Origin of the sequence: Bradyrhizobium sp. BRP56, from assembly GCF_020194035.1 — a bacterium.
In the GTDB taxonomy this organism is placed as follows: Bacteria; Pseudomonadota; Alphaproteobacteria; order Rhizobiales; family Xanthobacteraceae; genus Bradyrhizobium; species Bradyrhizobium australafricanum.
In genome coordinates this window covers 40,134-56,220 of sequence record NZ_JADYVV010000035.1, presented here as the reverse complement: position 1 = coordinate 56,220, position 16,087 = coordinate 40,134, and the positions used below count along the sequence as shown (strand labels likewise).

10 protein-coding genes are annotated in these 16,087 nt (G+C 65.1%); 1 reads left to right on the top strand and 9 read right to left on the bottom strand.

Going from position 1 to position 16,087, the window contains the following annotated elements:
• Window positions 1–190: 190 nt before the first annotated feature.
• The 4 genes from I6F38_RS23905 to I6F38_RS23890 form a co-directional block, all read right to left on the bottom strand.
• Window positions 191–1,078: a TauD/TfdA family dioxygenase gene (locus I6F38_RS23905; RefSeq protein WP_225162028.1), complete on the bottom strand. Its 888-nt coding sequence runs from the start codon at window positions 1,076–1,078 to the stop codon at window positions 191–193.
• A gap of 71 nt (window positions 1,079–1,149) precedes the next feature.
• The gene (locus I6F38_RS23900; RefSeq protein WP_225162027.1) at window positions 1,150–1,887 is read right to left on the bottom strand and encodes a DUF2270 domain-containing protein; all 738 of its coding nucleotides are present in this window, start codon (window positions 1,885–1,887) and stop codon (window positions 1,150–1,152) included.
• Window positions 1,888–1,968: 81 nt separating this feature from the next.
• Window positions 1,969–3,519: an AMP-binding protein gene (locus I6F38_RS23895; protein WP_225162026.1), complete on the bottom strand. Its 1,551-nt coding sequence runs from the start codon at window positions 3,517–3,519 to the stop codon at window positions 1,969–1,971.
• Between the two features lie 87 nt (window positions 3,520–3,606).
• On the bottom strand, window positions 3,607–4,761 hold the full coding sequence (locus I6F38_RS23890; protein ID WP_225162025.1) for an iron-containing alcohol dehydrogenase: 1,155 nt from the start codon (window positions 4,759–4,761) through the stop codon (window positions 3,607–3,609).
• Between the two features lie 502 nt (window positions 4,762–5,263).
• Here I6F38_RS23890 and I6F38_RS23885 point away from each other — a divergent pair.
• Window positions 5,264–5,569, top strand: coding sequence for a hypothetical protein (locus I6F38_RS23885; protein ID WP_225162024.1), 306 nt, complete (start codon window positions 5,264–5,266; stop codon window positions 5,567–5,569).
• On the opposite strand, the gene I6F38_RS23880 is transcribed toward I6F38_RS23885, so the two are convergent.
• The 5 genes from I6F38_RS23880 to I6F38_RS23860 form a co-directional block, all read right to left on the bottom strand.
• Window positions 5,551–6,099, bottom strand: a complete 549-nt coding sequence (locus tag I6F38_RS23880) for a GNAT family N-acetyltransferase (RefSeq protein ID WP_225162023.1) — start codon at window positions 6,097–6,099, stop codon at window positions 5,551–5,553. The two genes, I6F38_RS23885 and I6F38_RS23880, sit on opposite strands and share 19 nt — an antisense overlap.
• A gap of 7 nt (window positions 6,100–6,106) precedes the next feature.
• Window positions 6,107–6,640: a tail fiber protein gene (locus I6F38_RS23875; RefSeq protein WP_057021215.1), complete on the bottom strand. Its 534-nt coding sequence runs from the start codon at window positions 6,638–6,640 to the stop codon at window positions 6,107–6,109.
• A gap of 12 nt (window positions 6,641–6,652) precedes the next feature.
• Window positions 6,653–7,177, bottom strand: a complete 525-nt coding sequence (locus I6F38_RS23870) for a tail fiber protein (protein WP_076834878.1) — start codon at window positions 7,175–7,177, stop codon at window positions 6,653–6,655.
• A gap of 12 nt (window positions 7,178–7,189) precedes the next feature.
• Entirely contained in the window at window positions 7,190–7,690 is a 501-nt protein-coding gene (locus tag I6F38_RS23865; protein WP_225162022.1) for a tail fiber protein, read from the bottom strand.
• Between the two features lie 338 nt (window positions 7,691–8,028).
• Window positions 8,029–16,011 carry a cadherin domain-containing protein gene (locus tag I6F38_RS23860; RefSeq protein WP_225162021.1) on the bottom strand — a complete coding sequence of 2,661 codons (7,983 nt, stop codon included), beginning with the start codon at window positions 16,009–16,011 and terminating at the stop codon, window positions 8,029–8,031.
• Window positions 16,012–16,087 lie beyond the last annotated feature (76 nt).

Here is a 16,087-nt window from a genome sequence, read left to right as displayed (position 1 = left end):
TGCGGCGTGAAGCGGGCTGCAATCAGCGACAGTATGTCGCCGATGTAAGCCGCGCACTGCACACGCTCTCCGTCATCCTGAGGAGCGCGAAGCGCGTCTCGAAGGATCGACGGCCCAGCTGGCGGCCGTGCATCCTTCGAGGCTCGCTCCGCTCGCACCTCAGGATGACGGGGAAACATTCGCATTCACCTCACTCAGCCGCCTGCGGCGAGGGCAGGTGCATGTTGGCGACGCCATCGGCCTCGGTCGCCGAGATCGTGGTGCGAATCATCAGGCGGCCCTCATGCGCCGGCCAGGGGCGGCCGCGATGCATGGTGGCCCGGTTGTCCCACATCACGACGTCGCCCTGCTTCCATTGATGCAGATAGCTGACGCCGGGCGCGGTCGCGGCTTCGGTCAATTGCTCGATCAGCGCCCTGCCGGCCTCGGCATCCATGCCCTCAACGCCATAGGCATGGGAGGCGAGATACAGCGCGCCACGGCCGTTGATGGGATTGCGCCAGACCATGCGCCAGCATACCGGCGGCAGCGCGTCGACTTCTTCAGTCGTTGCGAGGCCGGTGGCCACCTTGCTGCGCGAATGCGCGTAGGAGTGCCAGGCGAACGCGTTCTCCAGCCGACTTGCCGCGTCCTTGTCGAGCCGCTCAAAGGCAAGCCGCATCGAGACGAATTCGGTCTCGCCGCCATGTTCAGGAATGATGCGCGCCGACAGGATCGAGGTCAGCGCCGGCACCTGCTTGAAGGAAGAGTCGGTGTGCCAGAGCTGGTTGGCCCTGGCGCGCAGCTGCTGCCGGTGATCGGATGGAACCACCTTGCCGTCGGGCCCGAAGGTCGAGAGGATCACGAAATGCGAACCGGTGCCCATCGAACCGACCTTGGTCACCTCGGGCGGACCGAACCGGCGCGAGAAGGCGAGCTGGATGTCGTCACTGACCTCCTGACCGCGGAACACCAGCACCGAATGTTCCTCGAACGCCGCGCGCACCGCCGCATAGGCGGTATCGCTGGCGGCAACGTCCGACAGCGTGACGCCGCGCAGCTCGGCACCGAAGCCAGGTTTCAGTGGGATCACTTCCATCGCAAGTCCTCCCTTTTCTTTGTTGTTGCGGCGAGGTTAGGGGAAAAGCCCGCCATCGGCAACGCGGCCCCTCAGCCCATTGCGATCAGATTGTGCCGCGTGCGCCGGTCGGCGACCTCGATGCGATGTGTAATGAAGGCGAACAGCGCCCAGCTGGAGTGGAAGGCGATACCGGCCAGAATCACGATGGTTCCTGGAATCGGACCGATCGAAGCGCGGTCCCAGATCGCGCCCATCGTGGTCAGCGGCAGCGGGTGGATCGCCAGCTTGCCGTAATAAGCGATGGCCTGGATCGCGAAGATCCAGCCATAGGTCCGTCGCAGGCGCCGGCCGATCGCTCTGACATAGCTGATGTGATAGCTGGGGCGGCGGTAGTCGTTGGCGAGCAGTTCGGTCCAGGCTGCGTTCGGTGTGGGGCCCTCGCCGCGGATCATCGGCGCGTAGAAATCGGTTTCGAGCAACCGCGCCCGGGCGCGCCAGACGTTGAAATAGCGATAGCGCCGCGCCTCGAATAGCAGGAACACGGTTACCAGCAGTCCGACCAGGACCATCGGCAAGGGCGAAGCCTCTGCGCTGCTATAGGTCGCCGACAGCGCGATCCCGGTCGTGACCACCGCCCAGTTGGTCGAGCTGTCGAGACGGGTGCGCCAGACCGTGCTGCGATAGATCTCGCCACGATAGAGATGGGCGAGTGCACCGATCTCGGCGGCAGTGAATTCGAGCCTTCCGGCCTGCACCGGCTCCGGCTCGCGCGGCTGGGGCAATGGCATGGCGGCCTCCGGCGAAGCTGGCTTACGATCCCGGAGCATAGCGCGAAATCCGCGCGACCGGCGAGTCCGTTGCGTCCGTCGGCTTGGTTGGCAGCATCAGTCCGGATGCCGCACCGCCGCTCACACGATCCGCGAGGTCTTGTTGCCCCAATAGCGGTCACGCAGCAGGCGCTTGTAGAGTTTGCCGGTCGGCAGCCGCGGCAGCTCGGCCTCGAAATCCACCGAGCGCGGCACCTTCTGGCGCGACAGCGAGCCGGCGCAGAACGCGATCAGTTCCTCGGCGAGCTCCGGCCCCGGCGCGATGCCGTCGATAGGCTGCACCACCGCCTTCACTTCCTCGCCGAGATCGACATTGGGCACGCCGAACACCGCGGCGTCGGCGACCTTCGGATGGGTGATCAGGAGGTTCTCGCATTCCTGCGGATAGATGTTCACGCCGCCGGAAATGATCATGAAGGTGGCGCGGTCGGTGAGATAGAGGAAGTTGTCGTCGTCGACATAGCCGACGTCGCCGACCGTGCTCATGCTGCCGTCGGCCGAGCGCGCCTCGCCGGTCTTGGCGGGGTCGTTGAAATATTCGAATGGCGTGGCGGTCTTGAACCACACGGTGCCCGGCGTTCCCTTGGGGCAGGGCTGCATGTTCTCGTCGAGGATATGCAGATCGCCGAGCAGGACCCTGCCGACGGTGCCGCGATGCGCGAGCCACTCCTCGCTGTTGCAGGCGGTGAAGCCGAGCCCCTCCGTCGCGCCGTAATATTCGTGGATGATGGGGCCCCACCATTTGATCATGTCGTCCTTGACCAGCGCCGGGCAGGGCGCGGCGGCATGGATCGCGATCTCGAGGGTCGACAGATCGTAGCGGGCGCGAACCTCCTCGGGCAGTTTCAGCAGACGCGAGAACATGGTCGGCACCAGCTGGCTGTGGGTGATGCCCCATTGCTCGACCAGCTGCAGATAGCGCTCCGGGTCGAAGCTCTCCATGATGACGACCGTGCCGCCCATCCGGATGGTGAGATTGACCGCGGCCTGCGGCGCCGAGTGGTAGAGCGGCGCCGGCGAGAGGTAGACCATACCCTCGCGGTAGTGCCAAAGCTTGGTCAGGAAATCGAACAGCGGCAGGTTCTGCGACGGCGGCTGCTCCGGTAGCGGCCGCACGATGCCCTTGGGCCGGCCGGTCGTGCCGGAGGAATACAGCATCGCGGTGCCGGCAAATTCGTCCGCGATCGGCGTTGACGGCAGGCCTGCGGTGGCCTCTCGCAGTCCGATAATGCGATCGCTCTCGCTTTCGCCGTCGACCACGATGCAGAGCTCGACCCGCAGGCACTCCTTCAGCGCCTCGCGCGCGATGTCGAGCTTCAGCTTCGAGGTGATCAGGATCCGCGACTGGCTGTTGGTCAGGATGTAGGCGAGTTCGCCCGCCGTGAGGTAGGAGTTGACGCAGGTGAAGTAGAGCCCGGCGCGCTCGCCGGCGCCGCAGGCCTCGAGGTAGCGGTTGGTGTTCTCCATGAAGATCGAATAATGGTCGAGCCGCCGCAGCCCCTGCTTGCGGAACAGATGCGCGAGCCGGTTGGAGCGTGCCTCGAGCTCACGATAGGTGACGGTCTCGCCAGTCCCGGCCATGATGAAAGCGGGTTGCAGCGGGCGCAGGTAAGCATGCTTGCCGGTGTACATCGAACTCCAGATCCCCCTTGATCGTGCTTGTTCTCGTTTGACGCGTTTCCTTCACGCGAACCGGTACACACTTCGCTCGAAAACGCTCTATGCAGCCATCTCCAGAATCTCGCGAACCTGGGATGGATCGTCGATCTTGCGCGGATTGCGCGGCACCCAGGGCGTTCGCATCGCTTGCTTTGCGATGCGGTCGAAATGCTCGGGGCCGACGTGGACCTCCTGCAGGGTGCGCGGCATGCCGAGGTCGCGGATGAAGCGGTCGAGCACGTCGCCGGCGTCCGCGCCCGCATGTCCCATTGCGGCCGCGACCAGCGCCTGCCGGTCGGCATTGTCGCGCTTGTTCCAGCGCATCACCGCGGGCAGCATCACGCACGAGGTATAGCCGTGCGGCACGTCGAATTCGGCGCCGAGCACGTAGCCGATGCCGTGGCTCGCGCCCATCGGCACACCCGAGGCGAGCGGGCCGGTGGAGAGCCAGGTGCCGATCTGGCAATCCATTCGCGCCGAAATATCCTTCGGGTCGGCTTTCACCCGCGGCAGGCCGGCCGCCAGCATCTCCAGCCCCTTCAGCGCCTGCGCATCGCCATAAGGATGCGCCTCGCGCGAGCAGATGCCTTCGACGCAATGGTCGACGGCGCGGATGCCGGTCGACAGGAACAGCCATTCCGGCGTGTGCACCGACAGTTCCGGATCGAGGATGGTGGCACGCGGCATCACCAGCGGATGGCGCAGCATCTCCTTCTGCCGCTTGGCCTCGTTGGTGACGCCGGCGATCGACGAGAACTCGCCGCCGGCGATGGTGGTCGGCACGCTGATCTGGCGCACGGTCGGTGGGTTCATCGCGGGCGAGACGCCGCCATGGGTGCGGATCGTCTCGATGCCGTCGGACGTCGTGACGTTGTTGGCGAGGCAAAGCTGCACCGCCTTGGCGCCGTCGGTGATCGAGCCGCCGCCGATCGTGACGATCAAATCCGCTTTCGCGCCGCGCGCCTGCTCCGCCGCCGCGATCACCGCGGCGCGCGGCGTATGCGCCGGCATCTTGTCGAACGTGCCGACGCAGCGGCGCCCAAGCGCCGCGCGAACCTTTTCGATCTCGTCGGTCTCGCGGTTCAGCGTGCCCGACACCATCAGAAAGGCGCGCTCGGCGCCAATCCGGTCCAGTTGCTCGACGATGGCCTCACGCGCGGGCCGCCCGAACACGACCTCGTCCATGGCGCCGAATACGACACGGCCTCGATGCACGCGCCTGTCCTCCCTCAACACGGTCCGCCTTGCTGGCGGACCTTTGCGGCGAGGTTAGCGGAGGAAATCGGGGCCGTCATCAGGGTCCTGCCGGTGGTTTGATGCGGTCGCGCCGCCCATTCCGCTGTCGTCCCCGCGAAAGCAGGGACCCATAACCACAGGGTTGCGTTGTTGAAGTGAGCTGTGGCCCGAGCGCTGGCTAAACAATTGGCATCGGTGGTTATGGGTCCCGGGTCGCGCGGAGCCTGTCATCGGGCGGCGCTTCGCGCCGACCCGTTGGCTTGCCCGGGACGACATCGAATATGTGGCGCTCGCGTGAGTCATACATCCGCATCCTCGCGGCGCGTTGCATCCGAGTCTTGCGTTTACTTGCCTCCCCCTGGAAGCAGAGGGCGCCCCGGAATGACGGTGAAAGCTTCAGGTCGAAATCGGATGACCGGCAGAAATCTTGACGGCAACATCGCGGCGTGTGTTACACCTCGAAAGCAACAGGGACGTGCGCATGACATCGACCGTCGATCTCGCGAAACTGCATATTGACGACTTCACGCCGCATCAAGATGCGGAGTTCGCGATGCAGGCGGAGAGGGATCGCGTCGTGCCGCTGAAGCTCGCCAAGGTCGAGCCCGCGGGCAACAGCGGCCGGCCGGGCGGCGCGTTCTCGCTGCTGTTCACGGCGCCGAAGGGCGCGTGGCTGCCGCAGGCGATCTATCCGGTGCGGCATCCGGCATTGGGCGTGATCGAGATGTTCCTGGTGCCGATCGGTCCGGTCGCGGACGGCAATGGTTATCAGGCGATCTTCACCTGACGCTCTGCCGCCCGCCAGCGCATCAGGTCGTAAACGCCCTTGTCTTCCTCGGTGATGAAGCCGAGCCGCCGGTAGAGCCGCATCGCCGGGTTGAGCTTCTCGACGTGGATCGAGACGTCCTTGCCGGCGGCCTTCGCCTCGTCGATCGCGTCGCGCAGCAACGCTTCGCCGTAGCCCCTGCCGCGATGCTCCGGCAGGAAGGCGATGTCGATGATGCGGTGCTGGCTCGGCCAGCGTTCGAGATAGAACCGGCCGACGTCTTCACCTTGGCGCGCGACCACCAGCCAATCGGCGTTCGGATAGTGCTGCTGGTAGTGGGCGTGCTGGGCGCGGAATTGCTGCTCGAGAAAGGCGGCCTTGTCGGCCTCGCTCCACGGCACCGGCGCAAGTTCCTCGGCGCGCGTCGAGGCATAGAGGCGGCGGAGGAACGGCAGGTCCGCCTCCGACAGGCGGCGAAAGCCGCAACCGACTTCGGCCGCGCGCGCCCAGCCGAAGGCGGGCGTAATGGTGCCTGGTGCGTCGAGAGCCAAAACGAGCTCAGCCTCGCGCCGGGAAGACACCCTGCAGTGCGATGCAGAAGTTCAGCGTGAGGTAAGGCTGCATGTTGTTGTGCGGAAGGTTGCCGCCCGTCATGCCGATCATGGTGGCGTTCATCTGCGTCAGTGTTGGCGCCGGGCTCCCGGGCACGTAGGCGAACGCGTTGGCCGATTTGCCGAGGATGCGGGTCGGGCTCGGGACTTGAACGTCGGCCGTGTCCTGAGTACCGACGTTCACGGGGTGGTTGTGCTGCGGTATCTGGTTTTGCAGCAGCGTCACATTGGGGGAGCCGATGGTCTCGCCGAGGTCATACAGCGACAGCCCCGGGCCCTGTCCGGGCGCCAGCGGTGCGTTGCCCTGCATGTTGGGAAGCGCGAAATTCGAGGTGCCGTTGCCGCCATAGGTGACGCCGAGCAGCGAAAACAGCGCCGTGTTCTGCGAGATCGGCAGGATCTGGCCGCTGCAGAAGGCCCAGCCCTTGGGAGCGAAGTTGAACGGAAAGATGCGGATTTCGGCGACGAAGGGGTCGGCCATGGTGTCGCGCTCCTAGCCCTGGCTCGGGAAAATGCCGGACAGCGAAATGATGAAGGTGACGCAAAGCAGCGGCTGCAAATTGCTGTGCGGCAGGTTTCCGCCGGTATTCGTCAGCATTCCGCCTGCCATGGGCCCGTCGGGCGGCTGGCCGTCGATATACATCGCGATTGTGCCGGTCGTCTGATCGAGAATATTTCCCTGCGGGTTCGACGCGGTGCCGGTCTGCTTCGCGGCGATGAAGGCGTGCGAATGCTGCGGGATCGTCTGCGTCGTGAGTGTTACGTTTTCGACGCCGCCAGTCTGCCCCATGGCATAGGTCGTGCCGCTGCTGGCGGTGCCCGTGTGGATTGGCACACGGCCGCGCAGATCGGGGACCGCGAAGGTGGATTGGCCATCGCCGCCATAGGTGGTGCCGATCAGATTGAACAGCGCGTCGTACTGGGAGATCGCCAACAGGCTGCCGTCACAGAAATTCCATCCGACCGGGGCAAAGCTGCCGCCGAACATACGGATTTCGCCTAAATAGGATTCTGACATCGGCGCTTCTCGTCAATTCTGCGAGGGGAAAATGCCCTGGAGGGCAATGCTGAAATTGATCGTCAGGAACGGTTGCATGTTCTGATGGGCCTGGCTGCCGCCGGCATTGCCCACGGTCAATGGATTGAGCGGGGTGATGTCGGTCGTCGACGTGCTGTAGCCGTTGTTGAAGGCACCGAGATAGGCCCCCGAATCGAGCGGCTGGCTACCGTTGCTGTTGGTGGCGTTGGCCAAATGATTGTGCTGCGCCATCTCGTTGATCGTGAGCGTGTGGCTCTCCTCGCCGCCGCGTTGGCCGAGCGTATAGCCGGGGCCCATACTTATCGGCACCCGGCCTCGAAGGTCGGGCAGGCCAAAAGTGACGCGCCCGTCCCCGCCATAGGTCGTACCTAGCAACGAGAACAGTGCCTGATTCTGAGCGATGGGAAGCAGTTGGCCGTTGCAAAATGCCCAACCCTTGGGCGCAAAGCCGAACGACATCATGCGGACTTCGGAAAGAAACGGATCGGCCATCGGTCCTCCGCGAATACGTCGTACGATTTGTGAAAAATTCGAAGCAATGATGCTGCGTGCGCAACGTCTGCACGATAGCGTGTTTTGCGGTTAGTGCAACCTCAACGATTGTCGGGTTTCCGCGATTTTTTCGATTCCGCGGCCGCGCGAGCCATTCGCAGTTCGCGACGAGACGGTATCGCTGCTGACGGGACCGTTGTCACGAATCGGACATGTCCAGGCGGACATCATGAGGCGATTAAAGTTTGCCGGGTCGACGGAAGCGTGGATCCCATCCATCTGAGGCAACGCCTGCCGGAACGCTTCGGCAGGCGTTGTGTAGTCGATACGGTGCCCGGTCAGACGATCAGGTCATGGTGCAACTGGGCGTGGTTGTCGGTCGGCGTGCCGCCCATGGCGGCAAACGTTGCCTCATGGCCGACCCACCATGGGGTGCCGGCATTGGCGTGCCCGCTGAACAGATCGGACCAGGTCTGGGTGTTCGCGGCCGGGTCCGCGTGGCTCGTGCTGGCCTGCGACGGCGTCTGGGTGAACGACGAGAAGTCGAAGCCGTCGCGGTTCAGAGCCGAGGATGTGTTGCTCTGCATGGGCATCGCCTTCGCCGATCCCACATTGGCCTGCGTGACATCCGCGGCGGTTGGGAGCCGCCGCTCGCCGTCGGCGAGACTGATATACATCAGGTCGTTGACATCGGATGACGACGTCAGGTCGGGGAGGCCGAGCACGTGCCCCAATTCATGGACCACGGCGGTCAATAGATCGAGATGACCGGCTGCGGCCGTCGACGAATCGGTCTGCAGATCGGAGCCGGAAGCATTGAGCGCGTGGGTGAACTCAAAATTGTCAAACGGTGTCGAATCGACGAACCAGCCATGGCCGGCGGCATCGGCATCGATCGTAATGTGGCCGGCGCTTTCCAGGCCGACCACCCGGCCGGCGAGATCAGCGACGCTGAAGGTGACGGCATGCAGCGCGGCCAGTTGATCCGCGTCCACGCCAGCCTTTGCCCATTGGGTAATGGCCGCCGAGACGACCGAGTCGAGCTGGCTTTGCGTCAGGTGGGTTTCACCCGGGGTCGCGACGGCGGCCTGCACGCCGCCATCGGCGGCGAGCAGCGGCGACGAGCCGAAGCCGTTGGTGCTGCCCGCCGTGACGCTGATGGTCGGCGCCGTGGTGACCGTATTGTGCGCCAGGACGTAGCTCGAGATCGCGGCGGTATCGGTCGCGCCGCCGCCATAGGACGAGCCGTCGCCCGAGTGCAGGCCGACGGTCGTGGCAAACCGATCGCGCAGCCGGATATCGGTGCCGGTCGCGCCCGAACCGAGGAACTGATTTTCCTGGGCGCCGGTGCCGCCCAGCGTCAGCGAGACGCTCTGCGCATCGCCCGCGACCGTGCCGGCATTAAGTTCGAAGCCATGAGCGCCGAACGCACCCGGGTTGGACACCGTGTTGCCCATGACGATCGCGGTCAATAGGGCGTTGCCGCCGTTCGCAGCGTCACCGGTCTGCAGTTCGATTCCGTCGTTGTTGTACTGATACAGATCATTGTTGGTGATCGTGACGCTGGAATTGGCCCCGCCCATCGTGACGAAGCCGATGTCACTGCCCTGGGCGGAGCCGCTGTTGGCGACGCCGGCGACGCCGATCGTGTTGGAATCGATCGTGCCGTTGAACGAGCTTGCTCCTGATCCCGTGCTGATGCCGAGCGCGGTGCCGAGGGCATCACGCATGGTATTGTTGGCGATGTTGAAGGTCAGGTTGGCGTGGTCGCCGGTCCCGCCGGAGCTGATGGTGATGCCGCCGCCGCCCGAGACGATATTCTGGTTGTTGTTCGAGAAACTGTTTCCGTTCAGCACGAGGTCCGAGCTGACGCCGCCGTGCAGATCGAGCTGGAACAGGTCGCCGCGCGCCGACGTGAATGTCGAATTCTGAACGGTCGCGTTGAATGTTCCGTCGGTGGCCTGGAACACCAGGGCATCGCCCGAGCTGTTTCCGGCCGCAGAATTGGTCGCGAAGGTCGAGCCGGTGATGGTGATGCGGTTGAGTGTCTGACCGCTGTTGTTGAAGACGTGGAACGCATCGAGCGCTGCGCCCGTGAAGGTCGAATTCGTTACCGACGCCGTGCCGGACAGGCCGGTGAAGTAGACGTCGCCCTCGCCGATGCCGCCGACGTTGGTGCCGTTGGTGCCGGTCACCGTGGTGTTGCCGAGGGCAAAGCCGGTGACGCTGGTGCCGACGATGCCGTAGTTCTGGAAGTCGTGCATCGCCAGGTAGGAGAGCTGAACGTCCCTGGTGTTGTTCAGATAGACGCCGCTGCCCTGCGTGGTGCTGCCGTCGGCGCCGGTCTTGTTGGCGATGGTGCCGCCGCTGCCCGCCGTCGAACCGTCGCCGGTGATGTGCAGGCCGCCATTGCCGGCGGCCGTGCCGGTATTCGAGAGGATGATGCCGTTGTTGGACCCACCGCTCGAGGTGATGCTCTTGAGGATGAGGTTGGACGAGCCGATCTGGGTGTTCTCGACATCGAGCGCGGTGCCGGTGCCCGACGTGATGGAATTGTTGGTGCCGGTCAGCGTGATGGTGCCGCCATGGGTGAAGCTCATGCCGGTGCCGCTGGCAGTCTTGACCGTGATGTCGGACATCGTGACGGTGCCGACATTGTTATTGTCGTCGCTGATGCCCATGCCGGTCGAGGCCGAGGTATCGATGCTGACGCCGCTGATGCTGTGGCCCGAGGTGCCGAGCAGGTCGATGCCGTTGTCGGCGCCGGTCACCTTGATGACCGGATCGGTGCCGGTCGCAGTGTTGGCGGTCACCACAGCGCCGGTCACCGGATTGGTGAACGTCAGGGAGTGACTGCCGCCGACCAGGTTGACGCCATTGGCGAGGTTGATGCCGTTGGCCTCGGTATAGGTGCCGGACCTCAGCACGACATAGTCGCCAGAGCCGGCCGGATTCGCCGCGTTGTAGGCGGCGATCGAGGTGTATGGATCGGCCGCGGTGCCGAGATTGGCGCTGTTGGCCAGCGCCGTGGGCGAGTTGTCGATATAGAACACCTGCGGGACGACACCGACGTGGAAGGTCTGGGCGCCCGACGTGAGCGGCCCGCCGGTGCCGGTGTTGCCGTTGTCGTTGATGTTCAGCGTGACGGTATCCGAGCCGGTGAAGCCGTCGTCGCTGTTGTATGTCAAGGTCGCCAGCGCGGTGTTGACCTGTGCGACGGTGCCGGTCAGCGTCACCGTGTGGCTGCTGTTGTTGGTGGAGCTGGCGAGCCCGGCGGTATTGAAGGTCAGGTTCGCATGGCTTGAGGCAATCGTCGCCGTGACATTGCCGCTGGCGGCATCGATGTCGGCGACCGAAAGTCCTGAAATCGCGAAGTCGGTGTGCGAGAATGCCGTGCCGATCGAATTGTCCGCCGGCACCGACGCGGTGGGTCCGTCGTCCACCGCGGTGACGCTTCCCGTCGTCGATCCCGTCCCGGTGTTGCTGCCGCCATTCGCGGTACCGCCGTCATCGTGCACGGTCAGGCTGTAGGAGCGCGCGGTGGTGTCGGGGTTTTCGCTGGTGTTGTTGAACTGGATCAGGTCCAGCGCCGCATTGTAGTGCGCAAGCGTGTCGGTACCGGTGAAGCTGATCGTTTCGGTACCGGCGGTGCTGGTGATCTCGAAGTGGATGCCGCCGATATCGCCGCTGTTGCCGGCGTGGCCTGCGATCGACAGCGCATCCGAAGGCTTCAGATTGTTCAGAACGAAGGTCGCATCGGTCAGGTTGTTGCCTTCGGCATCCGTGATCGTCAGGTTCGGCGTGATCGTGACCGGCGTCGAGTTCGCTGCCGGCGTGCCGTTCGGCGGCTCGGAGAAGCCGGTGATGGCACCGAAGCTCACGACCGGCGCATCGTTGACCGGGGTGACATGGATGGTCGAGGTCGAGGTGTTACTGCTGTCGGTGCCGTCGGTGACCGTAAAGCTGACGGTGCGATCCGCCCCGGACGGGTTGTCGCTCGAGTTGAAATAGGTGATGGAATCGAGCGCGGCCTTGTAGTTGGCGACGCTGGCGGAGCCGGTCAGCGTCAGCACGCCGGTCCCGGAATTGTACGAGCTGGTGATGCCGTTCTGGTTGACGAAGCCCAGCACGTCCTGGCCGGCGGCGAAGCCGCCGGTGATCTGCACCGTCGCGCCAGTCAGGTTGGCGCTGTCGACGTCGGTCACGTTGACCGACGCATCAATCACGGTCGCGGCCTGGTTTTCGGTGTAGTTCAGCGTGCCGCCGGCGGTCGTGACCGGCGGATCGTTGACCGGCGTGACGTTGATGGTGCCGGTGACCGGCGTGGAGGTCGCCGTGCCGTCGCTTGCGATGATCGTGACGGTGCGCGCCAGGCCCGACGGGTTGTCGCTGGTGTTCTGATAAGTCACCGAGGCGAGCGCCGCCTGATAATCGGCGACGCTGGCGGTGCCTGTCAGCGTCAGCATGCCGGTTCCCGCATTGAACGAGCCGGTGATGCCGTTCTGGGACGTAAAGGCGAGGACGTCCTGACCGTTGGCGTAGTTGCCGGTGATCTGCACCGTCGCGCCGGTCAGCGTAGTGTTGTCGACGTCGGACACGATGATGGCCGGGTCGAACGCGGTCGCGGCCTGGTTCTCGGTGTAATTGAGGGTGTGACCGGCGGTGACGACGGGCGGGTCGTTGACCGGGGTGACGTTGATGGTGTCGGTGACCGGCGAGCTGTCGAGCGTGCCGTCATTGGTCGTGATGGTGACGGTGTGCGCCAGCCCGGACGGATTGTCGCTGGTGTTGATGTACGTCACCGACGCCAGCGCGGCCTGGTAGTTCGCGACGCTGGAGGAGCCGGTCAGCGTCAGCGTTCCGGTCGCGGCATTGAACGAGCCGGTGATGCCGTTCTGGTTGGTGAAGCCGAGGACATCCTGGCCGTTGGCGTAGTTGCCGGTGATCTGCACCGTCGCGGACACCAGATTGGCGTCGTCGCCGTCGGTGACGGTGATCGCCGAATCGATCACGGTCGCGGCCTGGTTCTCGGTGTAGTTCAGCGTGTGGCCGGCGGTGACGACCGGCGCCTGGTCGACCACGACGGCGATGGTGAAGGTCTGCTGGCTGTGCAGCGTACCGTCGCTCGCATCGACCGTGACGTCATAGGACGGGTCGGCAATGTTGATCTTGCTGGGATCGGCGACCGTTATCTTGCCGGTGGTCGCATCGATGGTGAAGCCGCCGCCGGAGGTGTCGCCGACCAGCGAATAGGTCACGGCGGGGCCGTTGACGTCGGTCGAGGATGCCGTGACGCTGGTTCCCGCGCCGACCGGCGCGTTGACCGCAACGCGGTTGGCGCCGGCGTCGGCATCGACCGGGGTCGACGGCGCGACGTCGGTGACGGCGATGGTGAAGGTCTGCGAGCTCGAGAGCAAACCGTCGCTGGCCTGCGCGGTGACGGTGTAGGCGTGCCCGGCCGGGCTTTCGTAATCGATCTTGGAGCTGTCCGCGACGGTGATGACGCCCGTCGTCGCGTTGATGGTGAAGCCGCCGCCGGAGGTGTCGCCGATCAGCGACCAGGTCACGGCCGGGCCGTTGACGTCGGTTGCCGCCGCGGTGATGCCGACGGTCGAGCCGTTGGCTGCGCCTTCGGCGATCGTGTTGGTGCCGGCGTCGGCATCGACCGGGGTCGACGGTGCGGCGTCGTTGACGGCGATGGTGAAGCTCTGCGAGCTCGCCAGCGTGCCGTCGCTGGCCTGCGCGGTCACCGTATAAGAATGGGTCGGGCCACTGCCCTCATAATCGATCTTGGTCGGGTCGGCGACCGTGATGACGCCGGTCGTCGGGTCGATGGTGAAGCCGCCGCCGGAGGTGTCGCCGATCAGCGACCAGGTCACGGCCGGGCCGTTGACGTCGGTCGCATGCGCGGTGATGCCGACCGCAGTGCCGGCGGCCGCGCCTTCGACAACGCTGTTGGCGGCGGCGTCGCCGTCGACCGGCGTCGATGGCGCAACATCCGCGATGTTGATGGTGAAGGTCTGCGAGCTCGCCAGCGCGCCGTCGCTGGCTTGCGCGGTGACGGTGTAGCTGCCGCCCGAGCTTTCGAAATCGAGCTTGCTCGAATCGGCGACGGTGACGACGCCGGTTGCGGCATTGATGGTGAAGCCGCCGCCGGAGCTGTCGCCGATCAGCGAATAGGTCACGGCCGGACCGTTGATGTCGGTCGCCGACGCGGTGATGCCGACGGTCGAGCCGTTGGCTGCGCCTTCAATGACGGTGTTGGCGCCGGCGTCGGAGTCGACCGGGGTCGATGGCGCGACGTCGGTGACGGCGATCGTAAAGGTTTGCGAGCTCGCCGTCGTGCCGTCGCTGGCCTGCGCGGTGACGGTGTAGGCGTGGCCGGGAGCGCTTTCGTAATCGAGCTTGGTGCTATCCGCGACGGTGATGACGCCGGTTGTCGCGTCGATGGCGAAGCCGCCGCCGGAGGTGTCGCCGATCAGCGCATAGGTCACCGGCGGGCCGTTGACGTCGATCGACGACGCCGTGACACCGACGGTCGAGCCGTTGGCGGCGCCTTCGGCGATCGCATTGGCGCTGGCGTCGCTGTCGACCGGGGTCGACGGCGGGGCTTCGGTGACGGCGATGGTGAAGGTCTGCGAGGTCGCAAGGGTGCCGTCGCTGGCCTGCGCGGTAACGGTATAGGCGTGGCCGGGCGCGCTTTCGTAATCGAGCTTGCTCGGGTCGGCGACGGTGATGACGCCTGTTGTCGCGTTGATGGTGAAGCCGCCGCCGGAAGTGTCGCCGGTCAGCGAATAGGTTACCGCCGGGCCGTTGATGTCGGTCGAGGATGCGGTGACGCCGACCGTGGTGCCGACGGCCGCGCCTTCGACGACGGTATTCGCGGCAGCATTGCTGTCGACCGGGGCCGACGGCGCAACGTCGGTGACGTTGACGGTAAAGGTCTGCGTGCTGGTCTGCGTGCCGTCGCTGGCCTGCGCGGTGATCGTGTAGGCGTGGCCGGGCGCGGTTTCGAAATCGACCTTGGTGGGATCGGCGACGGTGACGACGCCGGTCGCGGCGTTGATGGTGAGGCCGTGGGCATCGCCGACCAGCGAATAGGTCACGGTGCCGCCATTGATGTCGGTGGCGTGCGCGGTGATGCCGACGGCGGTGCCGATGGCGGCGCCTTCGACCACTGTGTTGGTCGCGGCGTCAGAGTCGGTGGGAGCCGACGGCGGGGCGTCGGTCACGCCGATCGTGAAGGTTTGCGTCGTCGTGGTCGCGCCGCTCGTCGCCTGCACCGTGATGGTGTAGGCGTGGCCCGGCGCGCTTTCGTAATCGAGCTTGTTCGGATCGGCGACGGTGACGACACCCGTCGTGGCATTGATGGTGAAGCCGCCGCCGGAGGTGTCGCCGGTCAGCGAATAGGTGGTTGCGGGGCCGTTCGGATCGACCGCGGAGGCGGTGATGCCGACCAGCGTATTGACGGCAGCGCCTTCGACGACGCTGTTGGCGGAGGCATTAATGTCGACCGGGGTGCTGACCGCCACGTCGTTGACGTTGATCGTGAAGCTCTGCGAGCTGACGCCGCCATGGCCGTCGCTGGCCTGGACCGTGATGGTGTAGGCGTGGCCCGGCGCGGTCTCGAAGTCGATCTTGGTGGAATTGGCGACGGTGACGATGCCGGTGGTGGGATCGATCTTGAAGCCGCCATTGGAGGAATCCGATGTCAGCGAGTAGGTGACGCCGGGGCCGTTGACGTCGGCCGACGACGCGGTGATGCCGACCGAGGTGTTGACCGCGGCGCCCTCGTTGACGGCGTTGGCGGTGGCGTTGCCGTCGGTCGGTGTCGAGGGCGGCGCATTGCTGACCGCGATCGTGAAGCTCTGCGACGAGACGAAGATACCGTCGGTCGCCTGCACATTGACAACGTAGCTGCCACCGGAGCTCTCGAAATCGACCTTGGAGGGATCGGCAATCGACACCACGCCGGTATTCGGATCGACCTTGAAGCCGCCATGCGAGGAATCGGACGCCAGCGAATAGGTGACCGGAAGACCGATCAGGCTGGTGGATTGCGCGGTGATGCCGACCGATGTATTGGCTGCGGCGCCCTCAACAACCGTGTTGGCGCCGGCATTGGCGTCGGTCGGAGGCGATAGGAAGCCGGGCACGGGCGGCCACGGCGTGCCGGGAGGACAACCCAGGTAAAGATATTGCAGACCATACGTATTGACGAACGCCTGCGCGGCCGGATCCAGAATGATATTGCCGCTCGGATCGAGATGAAGCTCGGGGCGGGTTAAACCACCGATTGTATAGGCAGGTATGGTCGTCATGAGCACTCCCGCGATCGGCGTGAAAGCCGATCAACTAACTACAATTTTTGGGGACGACGAGGTGTGAAGCAGTTCA

Coding starts and splice junctions, on each gene's coding strand:
- I6F38_RS23905 (WP_225162028.1), bottom strand. CDS start 1,078: ATGGAAGTGATCCCACTGAAACCTGGCTTCGGTGCCGAGCTGCGCGGC.
- I6F38_RS23900 (WP_225162027.1), bottom strand. CDS start 1,887: ATGCTCCGGGATCGTAAGCCAGCTTCGCCGGAGGCCGCCATGCCATTG.
- I6F38_RS23895 (WP_225162026.1), bottom strand. CDS start 3,519: ATGTACACCGGCAAGCATGCTTACCTGCGCCCGCTGCAACCCGCTTTC.
- I6F38_RS23885 (WP_225162024.1), top strand. CDS start 5,264: ATGACATCGACCGTCGATCTCGCGAAACTGCATATTGACGACTTCACG.
- I6F38_RS23875 (WP_057021215.1), bottom strand. CDS start 6,640: ATGGCCGACCCCTTCGTCGCCGAAATCCGCATCTTTCCGTTCAACTTC.
- I6F38_RS23870 (WP_076834878.1), bottom strand. CDS start 7,177: ATGTCAGAATCCTATTTAGGCGAAATCCGTATGTTCGGCGGCAGCTTT.
- I6F38_RS23865 (WP_225162022.1), bottom strand. CDS start 7,690: ATGGCCGATCCGTTTCTTTCCGAAGTCCGCATGATGTCGTTCGGCTTT.
- I6F38_RS23860 (WP_225162021.1), bottom strand. CDS start 16,011: ATGACGACCATACCTGCCTATACAATCGGTGGTTTAACCCGCCCCGAG.